General features: G+C 66.1%; 13 protein-coding genes. 7 read left to right on the top strand and 6 right to left on the bottom strand.

Going from position 1 to position 17,352, the window contains the following annotated elements:
• Positions 1-7: 7 nt before the first annotated feature.
• On the bottom strand, positions 8-517 hold the full coding sequence (gene lptE / locus ACEVQ6_RS17845) for an LPS assembly lipoprotein LptE (protein WP_374890390.1): 510 nt from the start codon (positions 515-517) through the stop codon (positions 8-10).
• Positions 504-3,134 carry a leucine--tRNA ligase gene (gene leuS / locus ACEVQ6_RS17840; protein WP_374890389.1) on the bottom strand — a complete coding sequence of 877 codons (2,631 nt, stop codon included), beginning with the start codon at positions 3,132-3,134 and terminating at the stop codon, positions 504-506. Before leuS ends, lptE begins: the two co-directional genes overlap by 14 nt.
• 183 nt (positions 3,135-3,317) lie before the next feature.
• Here leuS and ACEVQ6_RS17835 point away from each other — a divergent pair, with 183 nt between their 5' ends.
• Together ACEVQ6_RS17835 and ACEVQ6_RS17830 are read left to right on the top strand one after the other, a co-directional pair.
• Positions 3,318-3,980 carry a YggS family pyridoxal phosphate-dependent enzyme gene (locus ACEVQ6_RS17835; RefSeq protein WP_374890388.1) on the top strand — a complete coding sequence of 221 codons (663 nt, stop codon included), beginning with the start codon at positions 3,318-3,320 and terminating at the stop codon, positions 3,978-3,980.
• Between the two features lie 130 nt (positions 3,981-4,110).
• A complete protein-coding gene (locus ACEVQ6_RS17830; protein ID WP_374890387.1) occupies positions 4,111-6,009 on the top strand; it encodes an AMP-binding protein in 1,899 nt (632 codons plus the stop codon).
• Between the two features lie 62 nt (positions 6,010-6,071).
• Here ACEVQ6_RS17830 and ACEVQ6_RS17825 read toward each other — a convergent pair whose 3' ends face one another.
• Positions 6,072-6,779, bottom strand: coding sequence for a DUF1013 domain-containing protein (locus ACEVQ6_RS17825; RefSeq protein WP_374890386.1), 708 nt, complete (start codon positions 6,777-6,779; stop codon positions 6,072-6,074).
• A gap of 232 nt (positions 6,780-7,011) precedes the next feature.
• On the opposite strand from ACEVQ6_RS17825, the gene acs reads away from it, so the two are divergent.
• Positions 7,012-8,967, top strand: a complete 1,956-nt coding sequence (acs, locus tag ACEVQ6_RS17820; RefSeq protein WP_374890385.1) for an acetate--CoA ligase — start codon at positions 7,012-7,014, stop codon at positions 8,965-8,967.
• 49 nt (positions 8,968-9,016) lie between these two features.
• Here the strand turns inward: acs and ACEVQ6_RS17815 are convergent, their stop codons facing one another.
• Both ACEVQ6_RS17815 and ACEVQ6_RS17810 read right to left on the bottom strand, forming a co-directional pair.
• The gene (locus tag ACEVQ6_RS17815) at positions 9,017-9,448 is read right to left on the bottom strand and encodes a thermonuclease family protein (RefSeq protein WP_374890384.1); all 432 of its coding nucleotides are present in this window, start codon (positions 9,446-9,448) and stop codon (positions 9,017-9,019) included.
• 207 nt (positions 9,449-9,655) lie between these two features.
• Positions 9,656-9,859 (bottom strand): DUF1674 domain-containing protein, encoded by a 204-nt coding sequence (locus ACEVQ6_RS17810; protein ID WP_374890383.1) that lies wholly within the window; start codon positions 9,857-9,859, stop codon positions 9,656-9,658.
• A 124-nt stretch (positions 9,860-9,983) separates the two neighbouring features.
• Here ACEVQ6_RS17810 and htpX point away from each other — a divergent pair, with 124 nt between their 5' ends.
• The 4 genes from htpX to purH all read left to right on the top strand — a co-directional run bounded on the left by htpX (position 9,984) and on the right by purH (position 15,960).
• Positions 9,984-10,943, top strand: a complete 960-nt coding sequence (htpX, locus tag ACEVQ6_RS17805) for a zinc metalloprotease HtpX (protein ID WP_374890382.1) — start codon at positions 9,984-9,986, stop codon at positions 10,941-10,943.
• Positions 10,934-12,331: an RsmB/NOP family class I SAM-dependent RNA methyltransferase gene (locus ACEVQ6_RS17800; protein ID WP_374890381.1), complete on the top strand. Its 1,398-nt coding sequence runs from the start codon at positions 10,934-10,936 to the stop codon at positions 12,329-12,331. Before htpX ends, ACEVQ6_RS17800 begins: the two co-directional genes overlap by 10 nt.
• Positions 12,332-12,546: 215 nt before the next feature.
• Positions 12,547-14,232 carry a heparinase II/III family protein gene (locus ACEVQ6_RS17795; RefSeq protein WP_374890380.1) on the top strand — a complete coding sequence of 562 codons (1,686 nt, stop codon included), beginning with the start codon at positions 12,547-12,549 and terminating at the stop codon, positions 14,230-14,232.
• A gap of 117 nt (positions 14,233-14,349) precedes the next feature.
• Complete coding sequence (purH, locus tag ACEVQ6_RS17790) at positions 14,350-15,960, top strand: bifunctional phosphoribosylaminoimidazolecarboxamide formyltransferase/IMP cyclohydrolase (protein ID WP_374890379.1); 1,611 nt, start codon at positions 14,350-14,352, stop codon at positions 15,958-15,960.
• A gap of 6 nt (positions 15,961-15,966) precedes the next feature.
• Here the strand turns inward: purH and ACEVQ6_RS17785 are convergent, their stop codons facing one another.
• Positions 15,967-17,292 carry an MFS transporter gene (locus ACEVQ6_RS17785; protein WP_374890467.1) on the bottom strand — a complete coding sequence of 442 codons (1,326 nt, stop codon included), beginning with the start codon at positions 17,290-17,292 and terminating at the stop codon, positions 15,967-15,969.
• Positions 17,293-17,352 lie beyond the last annotated feature (60 nt).

Raw genomic sequence — 17,352 nt, 5'->3', positions numbered from 1 at the left:
CCGACCGTCAGCGTGCCAGCGCCGAGGCGACGTCCGCACGGATGATTTCCGCGACCTCCCGTGCCGCACGGTTCTCGCCGTCGCGGATGGCACGAAGCTTTGAGAATTCCTGGACCGGGAAATCGACCAGGGCGACGCTGGACCGGCTGCCGGAGACGACGGTGCGACCGTCGGAGACGCGGGTCAGGTTGAAATCCGCCTTGACGGTGATCCGCCCGGCCGCGGCGCGATCGCTTTTCCTGTCGTAGAGGACGTTCATCGTGCGGGTGCTGACCGTCAGCGCAAGGCGATATTCCGGGTTCGCCGGCTCTCCGGCGCCGCCGGCAAGCGCGAAGATCAGGGCGTTGCGCACGGCCTGCTCCACCCTGTCTCCGGCCTCGCTGATCTCGATCGCAGCGAGACGGCCGGCGACGGGTGCCGGGGTTTCATAGAGGGGGCGAACCTGGCAGCCGGCGAGCAGCAACGCGACCGCCGCCAGAGCCAGTGCAGGTGCCCTTATGACCTTAGACGACGACATTGACGATCCTCTGGGGCACGACGATGACCTTCTTCGGCGTCTTTCCGCCGAGCGCGGCCTGCACGGCGTCGATCGCCAGCACCGCAGCCTCGATGGCGATCTGATCGGCATCGCGGGCGATTGTCAATTCCGCCCGCTTCTTGCCGTTGACCTGCACCGGCAGCAGCATCTCGTTCTCGGCGACCAAGGCGGGATCGAAGGTCGGCCATGGCATGCGGGCCACGAGCCCCGTTCCGCCAATCGCGCGCCAGCACTCTTCCGCCAGATGCGGCATGATCGGCGCCATCAGCGCGATAAGGATCTCCACGGCCTCCCGGGCGGCTGCAACCGTGGCAGCCTCGGACTTTCCGGCCGCGACGTCGGCCAGCGGCGCGGCCAGCGTGTTGACGAGGTCGTAGAGCCGGGCAACAGCCTTGTTGAAGGCGAGCTTGTCATAGTCGGTACCGATCGCCTTCAACGTCTTGTGCGCGGCCTGGGAGATGGCCAGGGCCTCGCCGCCGGCGCCGGATACGGGCGCGATGTCGGTCAGGGCCGGTGCCGCTTCGCCGATCAGCCGCCAGACCCGCTGGACGAAGCGATGGGCACCAACGACGCCGGCCTCGGTCCAGATCACGTCGCGGTCCGGCGGCGAATCCGACAGGACGAAGAAGCGGGCAGTGTCGGCGCCGTAGGAGGCGATGATGTCGTCCGGATCGACCACGTTCTTCTTCGACTTCGACATCTTCTCGATAGAGCCGATCGCGACCTCGTCGCCGCCGTCGAGGAGGAAGGCCCTGCGCTTGCCCTCCTGTTCCTCGATGCGGATCGAGGCGGGCAGGAGCCATTCACGGCCGGCGCCCTCGCCGCGGCTGTAGGTCTCGTGCACGACCATCCCCTGCGTGAAAAGGCCGCGGAACGGTTCGGACAGGCCGAGATGACCGGTCTCGCGCATGGCGCGCGTGAAGAAGCGGGAATAGAGCAGATGCAGGATCGCGTGCTCGATGCCGCCGATATACTGGTCGACCGGCAGCCAGCGATCGGCAATCGCCGGGTCGGTCGGCGCATCCTGGTGCGGTGCCATGAAGCGGGCGAAATACCACGAGGAATCGACGAACGTATCCATCGTGTCGGTTTCACGGCGCGCGGCCTTGCCGCAGTGCGGACAGGCGACATGCCGCCAGGTCGGATGGCGGTCGAGCGGATTGCCGGGACGGTCGAAGGTGACGTCGTCGGGCAGTTTCACGGGAAGATCGCGCTTCGGCACCGGCACCGTGCCGCAATCGTCACAATGGATGACCGGGATCGGGCAACCCCAGTAGCGCTGGCGGGAAATGCCCCAGTCGCGCAGGCGGAAATTGACCTTGCGTTCAGCCTGCGGTGCCTCGTGCAGCGTGGTCGCCGCGAGCCGGGTCGCGACCGCCTCGAAAGCCTCGCTGGTCGACATCCCGTCGAGGAAGCGCGAGTTGATCATCACGCCGTCGCCGTCATTGGCGGTGTCGCCGATCGAGAAAGTGGCAGCATCCGCATCGCGCGGCAGCACGACGGGCGTGACGGGCAGCCCGTATTTGCGGGCGAAATCGAGGTCGCGCTGGTCATGGGCGGGGCAGCCGAAGATCGCCCCGGTGCCATAATCCATCAGGACGAAATTGGCGATGTAGACGGGCAGCTCCCACGCCGCGTCGAAGGGATGGCGGACACGGATGCCGGTGTCGAGGCCCTTCTTTTCCGCCGTCTCGAGCGCGGCAAGCGACGTGCCGGCGCGGCGGCATTCCTCGCAGAAGGCCTCGATCTCCGGCGACATGGCGGCCGCGGCGCGCGCCAGTGGATGGTCGGCGGCAATCGCGATGAAGGACGCGCCGAAGAGCGTGTCCGGACGGGTGGTGTAGACGGTGATGTCCGGCGTGTTCGCGGCGAAGGGATCTTGCGCGATGTCCCAGCGCAGCAGCAGGCCTTCCGAGCGGCCGATCCAGTTGCGCTGCATCAGCCGCACCTTTTCCGGCCATTCCGGCAGGTCGTCGAGCGCGTCGAGCAGGTCCTGGCTGAAATCGGTGATGCGGAAGAACCACTGGGTCAGCTCGCGCTGTTCGACCAGCGCGCCCGAGCGCCAGCCGCGCCCGTCGATCACCTGCTCGTTGGCGAGCACGGTGTTGTCGACCGGATCCCAGTTGACCTTCGACTGCTTGCGGTAGACCAGACCCTTTTCGAGGAAATCGAGGAAGAGGTGTTGCTGGCGCTGGTAGTATTCCACGTCGCAGGTGGCGAATTCCCGGCTCCAGTCGAGCGACAGGCCCATCAGCTTCAGCTGCGCCCTCATGGAATCGATGTTCTGATACGTCCAGGCGGCCGGATGCACGCCCCGTTCCATCGCGGCATTCTCCGCCGGCATGCCGAAGGCGTCCCAGCCCATTGGATGCAGCACGTTGTAGCCGCGGGCACGCTTGTAGCGGGCGACGACGTCGCCCATGGCATAGTTGCGCACATGGCCCATATGGATGCGGCCGGACGGATAGGGGAACATCTCCAGGACGTAGTATGTCTCGCGCGGATCGGCCGTGTCGGTCTCGAAGACCTTGTTCTCGTCCCAGACCGTCTGCCAGCGCGGTTCGGCGTCGCGGGGATTGTACCGTTCAATAGCCATGTCGATGAATATCCGGAGTCTTCGGGAGCCTGAAGGGCTCGAATGCCTGGCCCGACCTTCACCATGAAACCGGCGGCAGGTCAAGTTTTCGCCGGCTCCGGTGCCGATTCCGCCCGGCTTGGCAAGGCGGGCGACTTCCTCTAGGCCTTGCCGGCAACGGAACGCGGAAACGGAAGGTGGGCCATGGAGATCGAGCAACGCTGGGGGGAGGTCATAAGCCGGATTCGCGAGGCGTCGAAGGCGGCGCGTCGCGAGGAGGGTGCGGTGAGGCTGGTCGCCGTTTCGAAGACCTACGACGCCGACGACATCCGCCCGGTGATCGCCGCGGGCCAGCGCGTGTTCGGCGAGAACCGGGTGCAGGAGGCGCAGGCCAAATGGCCGGCGCTGAAGGCCGGGACGCCCGATCTCGAGTTGCACCTGATCGGCCCGCTGCAGTCGAACAAGGCGGCCGACGCCGTGGCCCTGTTCGACGTCATCGAGACGGTCGATCGCGAGAAGATCGCCCGGGTGCTGGCGGACGAGATGAAACGGCAGGGCCGCACGCTGCGCGTCTATGTCCAGGTCAACACCGGGCTCGAACCGCAGAAGGCCGGCATCGATCCGCGGGATGCGGCGCGTTTCGTCGCCTTCTGCCGCGACGATCTCGGCCTCGTGGTCGAGGGGCTGATGTGCATTCCGCCGGTGGACGAGAATCCCGGTCCGCATTTCGCCCTTCTCGCCAGGCTCGCCGGCGAATGCGGCCTGTCGAAGCTGTCGATGGGCATGTCCGGCGACTTCGAGACGGCGATCGCCTTCGGCGCCACGAGCGTGCGGGTCGGTTCGGCGATTTTCGGCCCGCGAAGCTGAGAAAGAGCGGAGCGCACGCGAATGCGGAGCCTCGTTCACGGTTACCGCTTTCGTCTAGGTTTTTCCCATCCCGCCGATGGCCTATGGTCCCGCTCCAGTCGAAGGGCTGAGCGCGACGGGAGGGAACACGATGAGCGCCTATCAGGCAACCTATCAGGCATGGGCGGAGGCCCCGGAGGCGTTCTGGAAGGCGGCGGCGGAGGGCATTGACTGGATCGAGGCGCCGAGCCGGGCGCTGGACCCCGCCCAGGGCCTTTACGGCCGCTGGTTCGCCGATGGCACGCTGAACGCCTGCTTCAACTGCATCGACCGCCATGTGATCGCCGGCCATGGCGCGCGTACGGCGATCCTCTACGACAGTCCGGTTACCGGCACCGTCGAGCACTGGAGCTACCAAGCGGTCCTCGAAGAGGTCGAGGCCGTCGCGGCGGTCTTTCTCGATCTCGGCGTCACGCGCGGCGACCGCATCATTCTTTACATGCCGATGATCCCGCAGGCGCTGTTCGCCATGCTGGCGGCGGCGCGCATCGGCGCGGTGCATTCCGTCGTCTTCGGCGGCTTCGCGGCGAACGAGCTTGCCACGCGCATCGACGACAGCGGTGCGGTGCTTCTCGTCTGCGCCAGTTGCGGCGTCGAACCGTCACGGCTCGTCGCCTACAAGCCGCTGGTCGAGCATGCGCTGGAACTGGCGACGCACCAGCCGCGCCATTGCCTGGTGCTGCAGCGGCCGATGCTCGAAGCCGGGATGGTCGAGGGGCGGGACGTCGATTTCGCCGCCGCCGTCGCCGCAGCGAAAGGTCGGCGGGTCGACTGCGTACCGGTCGCTGCCACCGATCCGCATTATATCCTCTATACGTCAGGGACGACGGGAAAGCCCAAGGGGGTCGTGCGCGACACGGGCGGGCATCTGGTCGCGCTTGCCTGGACTATGCGGCATTTCTTCGGAATGGCGCCCGGCGAGGTGTTCTGGGCGGCGTCCGACATCGGCTGGGTCGTCGGGCATTCCTACATCGTCTATGGCCCGCTGGTCGCCGGCTGCACCACGGTGCTTTACGAGGGAAAGCCGGTCGGAACGCCGGATCCGGGCGCCTTCTGGCGGATCATCAGCCAGCATGACGTCCGTGCACTGCTGACGGCTCCGACGGCGATCCGGGCGATCCGCAAGGAGGATCCGGCCGGCGATTTCCGCAAGGATTACGACCTTTCGACGCTTCGCGCGCTGTTTCTCGCCGGCGAGCGCGCCGATCCGGACACGATCCGGTGGGCCGAGCAGCTTCTTGGCGTTCCGGTGATCGATCACTGGTGGCAGACCGAGACGGGCTGGCCGATCGCCGGAAACCCGCTCGGCCTCGGGCTGATGCCGGTGAAATACGGCTCGCCGACCAAGCCGATGCCCGGCTATGCGATCGACATCCTCGACGATGCCGGCCACACGGTGGAGGCGGGAACCCTCGGCAATGTCGCGATCCGCCTGCCGCTTCCGCCCGGTTGCCTGCCGACCTTCTGGAACGCCGACGAGCGGTTCCACAGCGCCTGCCTTGCCGAGTATCCCGGCTACTACAAGACGGCCGATGCCGGCTATCTGGACGAGGACGGGTATCTGTTCATCATGGCCCGCACCGACGACATCATCAACGTCGCCGGCCACCGCCTGTCGACGGGGGCGATGGAGGAAGTCTGTGCAAGCCACCCCGACATCGCCGAATGCGCCGTCGTCGGCATCGCCGACGAGCTGAAGGGGCAGATCCCGGCCGGGCTCCTCGTCGTCAATGCCCGTGTTTCACGGGAAACATCCGAGATCGAACGCGAGGTGATCGCGCTCGTGCGCGACCGGATCGGACCGGTCGCCGCCTTCAAGACCGCGATCTGCGTCAAACGGCTGCCGAAGACGCGATCGGGCAAGATCCTGCGCGCCACCGTGCAGAAGATCGCCGACCGGATACCCTGGACAATGCCGGCGACGATCGAGGACCCGGCGGTGCTCGACGAGATCCGCGACGCGCTCCATGCGCGTGGCATCGGCCTCTGAAGAATGAGAAAGGGCCGGAGATGCTCCGGCCCTTATCCATGCCATCAGGCGTTCGCGCCTTTTCAGAAACGTTGGTCGTCCTCGTCCTCGTCGTCCTGCCGGGTCGACTTCAGCGACTTCAGCTTGGCGAAGACGGCGTCCGCGTCGATTTCCTTCTCTTCCTCGCGGTCATAGCTGAAGCCGAGCTTCTCTGTCTCCTGCGCCGATTCGAGCGTCGCGCCGAGTTCGGCGGCGGACGGCAGCGGCCGGCTCTTGGCGGCGCGCTCGACCTCGAGATCAAGGTCGATCTGGGTGCAAAGGCCGAGCGTCACCGGATCCATCGGCGTCAGGTTGGCGGAATTCCAGTGGGTGCGATCGCGGATCTGCTCGATCGTCGATTTCGTCGTGCCGACGAGGCGGGAAATCTGCGCGTCCTTCAGTTCCGGATGGTTGCGCACTAGCCAGAGGATGGCGTTCGGCCGGTCCTGCCGCTTCGACACCGGCGTGTAACGCGGACCCTTGCGCTTGGAATCCGGCACGCGCACCTTGGGGTCGGAAAGTTTCAGCTTGTGACCCGGATTCTTCTCCGCGCGCGCGATCTCGTCACGCGACAATTGCCCGGTGGAAATGGGGTCGAGGCCCTTGATGCCCTGCGCCGATTCGCCGTCCGCGATTGCCTTCACTTCGAGCGGATGTAGCTTGCAGAACTGGGCGATCTGCTCGAAGGACAAGGCGGTGTTGTCGACGAGCCAGACGGCGGTGGCTTTCGGCATGAGCAGTTGTTGAGCCATTGTTATAGTCCTCTTGACGTCCGCGCCGGTGTCGCGGGCCGTGGGTCGAAACCACCAATTTCCGGGAAATCAGCGCCTCTATAGCCCCTCGGTCGCAAAAATGCAATTCTTCTTGGGCTCGATCATCTTTTGTCTAATTGCTCCATGGGCTTGACCTGTTATGTATGCGCCACGCATCGTTCAAGGCGATGTCGACGCATCGCATGCCTAGCAAGTCCCGGGAGGAGATCTCATGTCCGCGCATGTTTATCCGGTCGAGAAATCGGTGCAGACCCGTGCACTGATCGACAACGAGAAATATCTGAAGTGGTACCAGGAAAGCGTCGAGGAGCCGGAGCGTTTCTGGGGCAAGCACGGCCGCCGCATCGACTGGTTCAAGCCTTACACCAAGGTGAAGAACACCTCCTTCAAGGGCAAGGTTGCGATCAAGTGGTTCGAGGACGGGCTGACCAACGTTTCCTACAACTGCATCGACCGCCACCTGAAGACGCATGGCGAACGCACCGCCATCATCTGGGAAGGCGACAATCCCTATATCGACAAGAAGATCACCTACAACCAGCTCTACGAGCAGGTGTGCCGGCTGGCCAACGTGCTGAAGAAGCACGGCGTGAAGAAGGGTGACCGCGTCACCATCTACATGCCGATGACCCCGGAGGCGGCCTATGCGATGCTCGCCTGCGCCCGCATCGGCGCTGTCCATTCCGTCGTCTTCGGCGGCTTCTCGCCGGAAGCGCTGGCGGGACGGATCGTCGACTGCCAGTCGACCTTCGTCATCACCTGCGACGAGGGTGTGCGCGGCGGCAAGCCGATCCCGCTCAAGGAGAATACCGACACGGCGATCGACATCGCCGCCCGCCAGCACGTTATCGTCAACAAGGTTCTGGTGGTGCGCCGCACCGGCGGCAAGACCGGCTGGGCGCCCGGCCGCGACCTCTGGTACCATCAGGAAACCGCAACGGTGAAGCCGGACTGCCCGCCGGTCAAGATGAAAGCGGAGGATCCGCTGTTCATCCTCTACACCTCGGGTTCGACCGGCAAGCCGAAGGGCGTGCTGCACACGACGGGCGGTTACCTCGTCTATGCGTCGATGACCCATGAATATGTCTTCGATTATCACGACGGCGACATTTACTGGTGCACGGCGGATGTCGGCTGGGTCACCGGCCACTCCTACATCGTCTACGGGCCGCTTGCCAATTGCGCGACGACGCTGATGTTCGAGGGCGTACCGAACTTCCCCGATGCCGGCCGGTTCTGGGAAGTGATCGACAAGCACAAGGTCAACATCTTCTACACCGCGCCGACGGCGATCCGTTCGCTGATGGGGCTCGGCGACGCCTATGTGAAGCGCTCCTCGCGCTCCTCGCTCAGGCTTCTCGGTTCGGTCGGCGAGCCGATCAATCCGGAAGCCTGGGAGTGGTATTACAACGTCGTCGGCGACAGGCGCTGCCCGATCGTCGACACCTGGTGGCAGACCGAGACCGGCGGCATCCTGATCACGCCGCTGCCCGGCGCGACCGACCTGAAGCCCGGTTCGGCGACGCGGCCCTTCTTCGGCGTGCAGCCGCAACTCGTCGACAACGAGGGCAAGGTGATAGAAGGCGCCGCCGATGGCAATCTCTGCATCACCGACAGCTGGCCCGGGCAGATGCGAACGGTCTATGGTGACCACAAGCGTTTCATCGAAACCTACTTCTCCACCTACAAGGGCAAGTACTTCACCGGCGACGGCTGCCGCCGAGACGAGGACGGCTATTACTGGATCACCGGCCGCGTCGACGACGTGCTCAACGTTTCCGGCCACCGTCTGGGTACGGCGGAGGTCGAATCGGCGCTTGTATCGCATCACCTCGTCTCGGAAGCGGCCGTCGTCGGCTATCCGCATGACATCAAGGGGCAGGGCATCTATTGCTACGTGTCGCTGATGGCCGGCCAGGAAGGCTCGGACGAGCTGCGCAAGGACCTGATCAAGCATGTCCGCAGCGAGATCGGCCCGATCGCCTCGCCGGACAAGATCCAGTTCGCCCCCGGCCTGCCGAAGACGCGTTCCGGCAAGATCATGCGCCGGATTCTCCGCAAGATCGCCGAGGATGATTTCGGCGCTCTCGGTGATACGTCGACGCTCGCCGATCCCGGCGTCGTCGACGATCTGATCGCGCAGCGGCAGAACAAGAAGCCGGCCTGACCCGTCGACAACCGGACGGGTGACGATCGTCGCCCGCCCGGCCTTATGCTCACCCCCGTCGTCCGGGCGTCCGGTCGCAGGAAGACCGGCTAGGATCGGGCGCGCCATAGGCCGTCGCGAGATCGGCCGCCAGCAGTTCGTGAGCCGGATTCAAGCCGTCGTCCAGAGCGACGTCCGCCACGACCCGGCCGAAATACTTATCGGCGGAGATATTTTCCAGCAGAACGGTGGCATGGTCGGCGATCATTGCTGCGAGATGGTCCCGCGCCGCGATGGCGGCATCCCGCTCGCTCCGGCAGCGCGAGCGGATTTCCGGCGCATCGATCCCGCGCAACCGGACATAAACCTCGATCATCTGTTGCGGCCAGGGTCGCGCATGAACAAGAAGCGTGTCGCCGTCGACCACATGCACGACGTCCGCCCGAACCGGCCCGGAGATTGCGAAGGCATCGGCTGCCGGCAGGAAATCCGGCAACAGCACGGAAAAGACGGGGAGAAGCGTGAAGAGAGCCGCACGGGAGGTCATGAAAGGAAAATATTCCATAATTTACGCGTGGTAAATAGGAATAATATCCTTTTTTTGATTGAGAGCATGTCCGGTGGTCACCGGATCACAGAACATGCTCTCAATCGGTTCTCTTGCCGCATTCTCCGACGCCGAAACGACCACGCTTCGGCTGGAAATGCTCTAGAAATCGATGGCGCGACCGTTGATTTCCCAGTCGCCGAAGCGGGCCGGGTCCAGGCCGCCGCGACCGCCGATTTCTGTCGCTTCCCTGGCCTCGCCCTTGGCGGCGCGCCGCTCCGCCGCTTCCTTCAGCGCGCGTTGTGCCGCCGCAGTTCGCGTTCTGCGGGGCTCGCTTTCGGGCGGCGGTGCGGAGTTGGTTGTCATGGAAAGCCTCCCCACTTCGGGCAATATTGAAGTCAAACGGGTGTCGCCCCATTCTATAGGCATCCTTGGCGTTGACTCCAAGGGCAACGATTCACGTGAAACGGTCCGATTGCGGAGATTGAAGATGAACATCGTTCGAACGGCCATGTTGCTTGCCTTCATGACGGCCCTGTTCATGGCCGTCGGCTTTCTCATCGGCGGGCGCGGCGGTATGATGGTCGCATTGGTCGTCGCCGCGGCGATGAACCTGTTTTCCTACTGGAATTCGGACAAGATGGTGCTGCGCATGTACAATGCGCAGGAGGTCGACGCCCGCACCGCACCTGAATATTACGGCATCGTCCAGCGTTTGGCGCAGCAGGCGGGCCTGCCCATGCCGCGCGTCTACGTCATCGACAGTCCGCAGCCGAACGCCTTCGCCACGGGGCGCAATCCGGAGAATGCCGCCGTCGCCGCCTCGACCGGCCTGCTTCATGCCCTGAGCTACGAGGAGGTGGCGGGCGTCATGGCGCACGAGCTCGCCCATATCCAGAATCGCGACACGCTGACGATGACCATCACCGCGACGCTCGCCGGCGCCATCTCGATGCTCGGCAATTTCGCCTTCTTCTTCGGCGGCAATCGTGACAACAACCATCCGATCGGCATCGTCGGTACGCTGCTTGCCGTGATCGTCGCGCCGCTTGCCGCCATGCTGGTGCAGATGGCGATCAGCCGCACGCGGGAATATTCCGCCGATCGGCGCGGCGCGGAAATCTGCGGCAATCCGCTGGCGCTCGCCTCGGCCCTCTCCCGCATCGCATCTGCGGCCGGCCGCGTGCCCAATTATAGTGCAGAACGCAACCCGGCCACGGCCCATATGTTCATCATCAATCCGCTCTCCGGTGAGCGGATGGACAATCTGTTCTCCACCCATCCGAATACGGAGAACCGGATCGCCGCGCTCCAGCGGCTGGCCGCGGAGATGAATTTGTCCTCGACGCCGGCGCGCCCGGCTGCTACTCCCGCCCGCAGATCGCGCTCCGTTCCCACAGCCGGCTGGGGCCGCGGTGGCTCGGAACCACCGAAAGGCCCATGGTCCTGATGGCAGGAAACAGCAGAAACAAGCCCCGGAAACCCGCGAAAGACGACGCGCGCGCCAGCGAGCCTGCCCTGAAGCCCGGCCTTGCCGCGCGGATCGTCGCCGCGCGCATTCTCGGCGCCGTCATCGACAAGCGCACGCCGCTCGACGGCATGCTCGATGCCGAACACGGCAACCCCGCCTATCGCGCGCTCGGCGAGGCGGACCGGGCCCTGGTTCGCGCGATCGTTCATTCCTCGCTTCGCCACCTGCCGCAGCTGGAAGCGATGATTTCCGCCCTTCTCCAGACGCCGCTGCCGGACGGGGCCCGCGCGCTTCAGCATGTTCTGGTCACGGCCGCGGCGCAGATCGTCCATCTCGACGTTCCCGACCATTCCGCCGTCGATCTCGCCGTCGAGCAGGCCCATGGCGACCCGCGCAACCGCCGCTTCGCCAATCTGGTCAACGCGGTGCTGCGCCGCCTGTCGCGTGAAAAAGACGCGCTTCTGGAGACGATTGCCGCAAACACCCCTGCCCTTCCTCGCTGGCTCATGGAACGGCTGGTCGCGCAGTATGGGGCCGCGGCGGCGGATGCGATCGGCAAGGCCGTGGCGGAACCCGCCGCGCTCGACCTGACGGTCAAGGGCGATGCGGCCAGCTGGGCCGCGCGGCTTGGCGGGCGCCTTCTGCCGACCGGCTCCGTGCGGCTCGGTGCCGTCTCCGGCCCGGTCACCGCGCTCGCCGGCTTCGCCGAGGGCGACTGGTGGGTGCAGGATGCAGCCGCCGCGCTGCCCGCCCGGCTGTTCGGCGCCCTTGAGGGCAAGCGTGTCGTCGATCTTTGTGCCGCACCCGGCGGCAAGACCGCGCAGCTCGTCATGGCCGGCGCTTCCGTCACCGCGCTCGATCTTTCGGCGAATCGTCTGCGCCGGCTGGAGGGCAATCTCGCCCGGCTCGGCCTGACCGCGACGCTGCTCAAGGCCGATGCCGCAAGGTTCGAGACCGAAGACCTCTTCGATGGCGTGCTGCTCGATGCCCCCTGCTCCTCGACGGGCACGCTCCGCCGCCACCCCGACATTCCCTGGACCAAGACGCCGGAGGACATCGAGACGCTGGCGCTTCTTCAGGAACGGCTGCTTCGCCATGCACTTGCCCTCGTCGTGCCTGGCGGGCGCGTCGTCTTTGCCAATTGCTCGCTCGACACGCGCGAGGGTGAGGACGTCACGGCGCGCGTGCTGGCGGACACGCCCGGCATCGCCCGCGTTCCGATCGCGCCGCGGGACTGGCCGGGCCTCGAGCAGGCCATCACCCCCTTGGGCGAATTCCGCACCACGCCGGCGATGATCGCGGCCGAGGACGGTTTTGCCGGCGGCATGGACGGTTTCTACGCGGTCGTCCTGCGCCGGACGGCGTGAGCGCCCCCATGGTAAACAGATCCTTGCCGATGCATCGAATTTTAACCCTTTATCAAGCATGATGGCCGCCACCAGAGGTCTTATTACCGCTTTCTTGAACAGGTTCGGGCAATACACCCCGCCTAGTGTCGCTGCGGTGGCACTGCCTCGCCTGCGCCCGCGGCCGACAGTCGTGCAGGGCTTCCGCGTCGCGCCCAGGAGAGAAACCACGCATCATGGCATGGTCTGATCGCAAGAGACTCTATGCCCTTTACCTGCGGGAAAGCGGGCGACGGGTCGGGCGTGCCCTGCGGGCCGGTGGCAGCCGGCCCCTCTGGTGGCGGCGGACGACACCGGACCGGCTAATCGTGGCACCGACCGACCTGAGGGCGATCGATCCCTTCGTCGCCGAGGAAATCCTGCTCGGGCGCTTTCCGCTGGCCGGGCGGGTGCTGGAGACGGAGGGCGAATCGCCCTTCGAGATCGATCTCCCCTCGCGCGATTTCGCCGTCCGGCTGCTGTCGTTCAGCTGGGTACGCCATCTGCGATCGGTGCGCGACGATGCCGGGCCCGAGCGGCTGCGCATGCTGGTCCAGGAGTGGATCATCGCCCATGGCCGCCCGTCCGGCAGCATCTCCTGGGAGCCCGATGTCGCCGCCCAGCGGGTCATCGCCTGGCTTTCCCATTCTCCGATCATCCTGCGCAATGCCGAACATCCCTTCTATCGCCGGTTCCTGAGAAGCCTGGGGCTGCAGGTCCGCTACCTGAAGCGCAAGGCGGCGACCACCGAGGACGGCGAGGCAAGGCTCAGGCTCCGCATCGCCCTCGCCATGGCGTCGGTGGCGATGCCGGCGTCGGCGGCCGCGCTGAAGAAGGCCTCAAGGCTGCTCGACGAGGAACTCGACCGCCAGATCTGGCCGGATGGAGGCCACTGTTCACGCAATCCCCGCGTCGGCCTGGAACTGCTGCTCGACCTGCTGCCGCTCCGGCAGACCTATGTCAATCTCGGCCATTCCATCCCGTCGCGGCTCATTCCCTGCATCGACCGCATGTATCCGGCGCTGCGCTTCTTCCGCCACCAGGGTGGCGAGCTTGCCCATTTCAATGGTGCGACCTCGGCGCTCGCCAACGAGCTGATGTCGGTGCTGCGCTATGACGAGACCGCGGGCGCGCCGTTCAAGAGCCTGCCGCACAGCCAGTATGAGCGGCTGCAGCTTGAGGGCGTGACGCTGATCGTCGATACCGGCAAGCCGGCTTCGACCGCGCTGTCGCGCACGGCCCATGCGGGATGCCTTTCCTTCGAGATGTCCTCCGGACGACACCGTTTCATCGTCAATGCGGGATCGCCGAAATTCGCCTCCGACCGTTTCCGGCAGCTGGCCCGCGCGACCGCCGCCCATTCGACGGTGACGGTGAACGACACCTCGTCGCTGCGCTTCTCCGCCTCGCGCTTCCTCGGCCCCGTTGCCGTCAGCGGCGTCAGCGAGGTCAAGGCGAAGCGCGAGGACACGGCCGGCGAGCGCGAGTCGCTCGTCGCAAGCCATGACGGCTATCTCGCGAATTTCGGCCTTGTGCATCATCGCGACCTGGCGATCGTCTCCAGGGGGCGAACCGTGCGCGGGCGCGACCGGCTTTCCGCCGCCGACGGCACGGAGCCGCCGGCGACCAGCACCGCCGTGGCGGCCGCGCGTTTTCACATCCACCCCGCGATCACGCTCCGGGCCGACGGCCCCCACAACGTGTTCCTGTCGGCGCCGGACGGCGAGACCTGGCTGTTTTCCTGCCATGACGCCGGGATCGCCATCGAGGAAGACGTCTTCTTTGCCGATCCGTCCGGCATGCGCCAGTCGAGCCAGCTCGTCATCGGCTTTCCGGTCGCCTCCCAGCCGGAAATCCAGTGGATTCTCACCCGGCAGGGCTGATCGCCTCCCGCCTGCCGCGCTTCTCCGTTTCCTCGCGTCGAGACCTGTGCTAACCGGCAGGCACCCTCAAGGCCGGTCCGGTCGCCCGACCCCGGCGCCCGAACAGGAGCATCGCTGATGGCCGTCGCCTCGAAGAAAATCGCCCCGCCCGATCATGTCGCCATCCGCACGGCGCTGCTCTCGGTCTCCGACAAGACGGGCATCGTCGCGCTGGCCCAGGCGCTCCACGACAAGGGCGTGCGGCTGCTCTCCACCGGCGGCACGCGCAAGGCGCTCGCCGATGCCGGGATCCCGGTGACCGACGTCTCCGACGTCACCGGCTTTCCCGAGATCATGGACGGGCGCGTGAAGACGCTGCATCCCGGCGTCCATGGCGGACTGCTTTCGATCCGCGACGATGCCGACCATGTCGCGGCGATGGAGGCGCACGGCATCGGCGCCATCGACCTGACCGTGATCAACCTCTATCCGTTCGAAGCGGTGGTTGCGTCCGGCGCGGACTATCCGAGCGTGGTCGAGAACATCGATATCGGCGGGCCGGCGATGATCCGCGCGTCGGCGAAGAACCACGCCTATGTCGCTGTCGTCACCGATCCCGCCGATTATGCGCCGCTCCTTGAGGAACTCGCCGGCGGCGGAACCTCCTATGCCTTCCGCCAGAGGCTCGCGGCCAAGGCGTTCGGAAGGACCGCCGCCTATGACGCGGCGATTTCCAACTGGTTCGCCACCGCGCTCTCGATCGACACCCCGGCCTCCCGGGTGATCGGCGGCGCGCTGCGCCAGGAGATGCGCTATGGCGAGAACCCGCACCAGAGGGCGGCCTTCTATGTGACCGGCGAGACGCGGCCGGGTGTCTCGAGCGCGGCCCTCCTGCAAGGCAAACAGCTTTCCTACAACAATATCAACGACACGGATGCCGCCTTCGAGCTCGTCGCCGAGTTCCTGCCGGCGAACGGGCCGGCCTGCGCCATCATCAAGCATGCCAATCCTTGCGGCGTCGCCAGCGGCGAAACGCTGGCCGAGGCCTATCTGAGGGCGCTTGCCTGCGACCAGACCTCGGCCTTTGGCGGGGTGATCGCGCTCAACAGCGAGCTCGACGCGGCGACGGCGGAGGAAATCGTCAAGCTCTTCACCGAAGTGATCATCGCGCCCTCGGTCAGCGAGGAGGCGCGGGCGATCATCGCACGCAAGCCCAACCTGCGCCTGCTTTCCGCCGGCGGGCTGCCCGATCCGCGCGTGCCGGGGCTGGCGGCGAAGACGGTCGCCGGCGGTCTCCTCGTGCAGACGCGCGACAACGGCATGGTCGAGGATGTCGATCTCACCGTCGTCACCCGGCGCGCGCCGACGCCGGATGAGCTGCGCGACATGACATTCGCCTTCAAGGTCGCCAAGCACGTCAAGTCCAATGCCGTCGTCTATGCCAAGGACGGGCAGACGGTCGGCATCGGCGCCGGGCAGATGAGCCGGGTCGATTCGGTGCGCATCGCCGCGATCAAGGCCGAGGATGCCGCCCGCGCCCTCGGGCTGGAAAAGCCGCTGACGATCGGCTCGGCCGTCGCCTCGGAAGCCTTCGTGCCCTTCGCCGACGGGCTCGTCACCGCCGTTGCCGCGGGCGCGACCGCGGTGATCCAGCCGGGCGGCTCGCTGCGCGATCCCGAAGTGATCGCGGCCGCCGACGAGGCGGGCATCGCCATGGTCTTCACGGGCATGCGCCATTTCCGCCATTGAAACGAGTCAGGCTGGTTTGTTTGCCGGATAAGGAGTCCGCAGCAGGATCAGGAGACCGGTGACGAGAAAGAGGATGAGCGCGGCCATGCCGAGCCGGGCGGAGCCGGTGGAAAGCGTGATCGTCGCGACCGCGGCGGGGGCGAGAAACGACGTCGCCCGCCCCGTCAGGGCGTAAAGGCCGAAATAGCGCCCCGCCTCGTCGACGGAGACGCTGCGGGCGAGGTAGGAGCGCGACGAGGCCTGCACCGGGCCGAAGGCGACGCCGACGAGAAGGCCGAACAGGATGTAGGCCTTTTCCGCCGCCGTGCCGAACAGGCCGCCGCCGTCCCCGGTCGGAAGCGGGACGAGGCCGAAAAGGGTAAAGCCCGGGCCGGTCGAGATGATGCCGACGGTGGCGACCGTCAGGCAGACGAGGCTGATCACGATGATCCGCTTCGAGCCGAGCCGCGCGTCGAGCCGGCTCGCATAGAGGCAGCCGGCAATGGCGACGACATTGAGGATGATGCCGTAGAGTCCGAGCTCCACCGTCTTCCAGGCGAACATGCCGGCGGCGAAGGTGCCGCCGAGCGCCAGCAGGCCGTTGACCCCGTCCTGGAAGATCATCCGGCCGACGAGGAAGCGCAGGATGCCGCTGCGCGCCTTCAGCTCCCCGATCGTGCCCTTCAGTTCCGCGAAGCCGGAACGCACGGCCGTGCCCATCGGCATCGCCGCGCGGGTCTGGTCGGGCGTGAAGAGGAACATCGGCAGGATGAAGACGAGATACCAGACGGCGGAGATCGGCCCGGTGATCCGCGCATCCTCTCCGGCCGCTTCGCTGAGCCCGAACAGCGGCTCGATGCCGATCAGCGTGCGTCCCGTCTCGGGGCTGCCGGCAAGCAGCGTGACGACGACGACCAGCACGATCATGCCGCCGAGATAGCCGAGGCCCCAGGCGATGTTCGAGATGCGGCCGATCTCCTTCTCGCCGACGAGGCGCGTCAGCATGGAATCGTTGAAGACGATCGAGAATTCCGCCGCCACCGCCGCGAGCGTCATCAGCAGGGCGGCGTAGACCACCGGCGAGCCGGGCTCCGAGAACCAGAGAAGCGCCAGCGCGACGATCTTGACGATGGCGAAGGCGCCGATCCAGGGCTTTCGCGGACCTGTCTGGTCGGCGATCGCGCCGAGCACCGGCGAGAGCACGGCGATGATGATGCCGGACACCATCAGCGTGTAGCCCCACATCGCCTGGCCATAGGCGGGATCGGCCGCCATGCGCGAGACGAAATAGGGGCCGTAGATGAAGGTGGTGACCACGGTGAAGAAGGGCTGGGCCGCCCAGTCGAACAGCATCCAGCCCCAGATGCCGGCGCGGCCCGCCGGCTGTGTTCCTGTGGTCAACCCGTTTCTCCC

It is taken from the genome of Ensifer soli, from assembly GCF_041928815.1.
Lineage (GTDB): Bacteria > Pseudomonadota > Alphaproteobacteria > Rhizobiales > Rhizobiaceae > JBHFEI01.
Note: the sequence above shows the minus strand (reverse complement) of the source record. Positions and strands in the feature narration are given on the sequence as shown.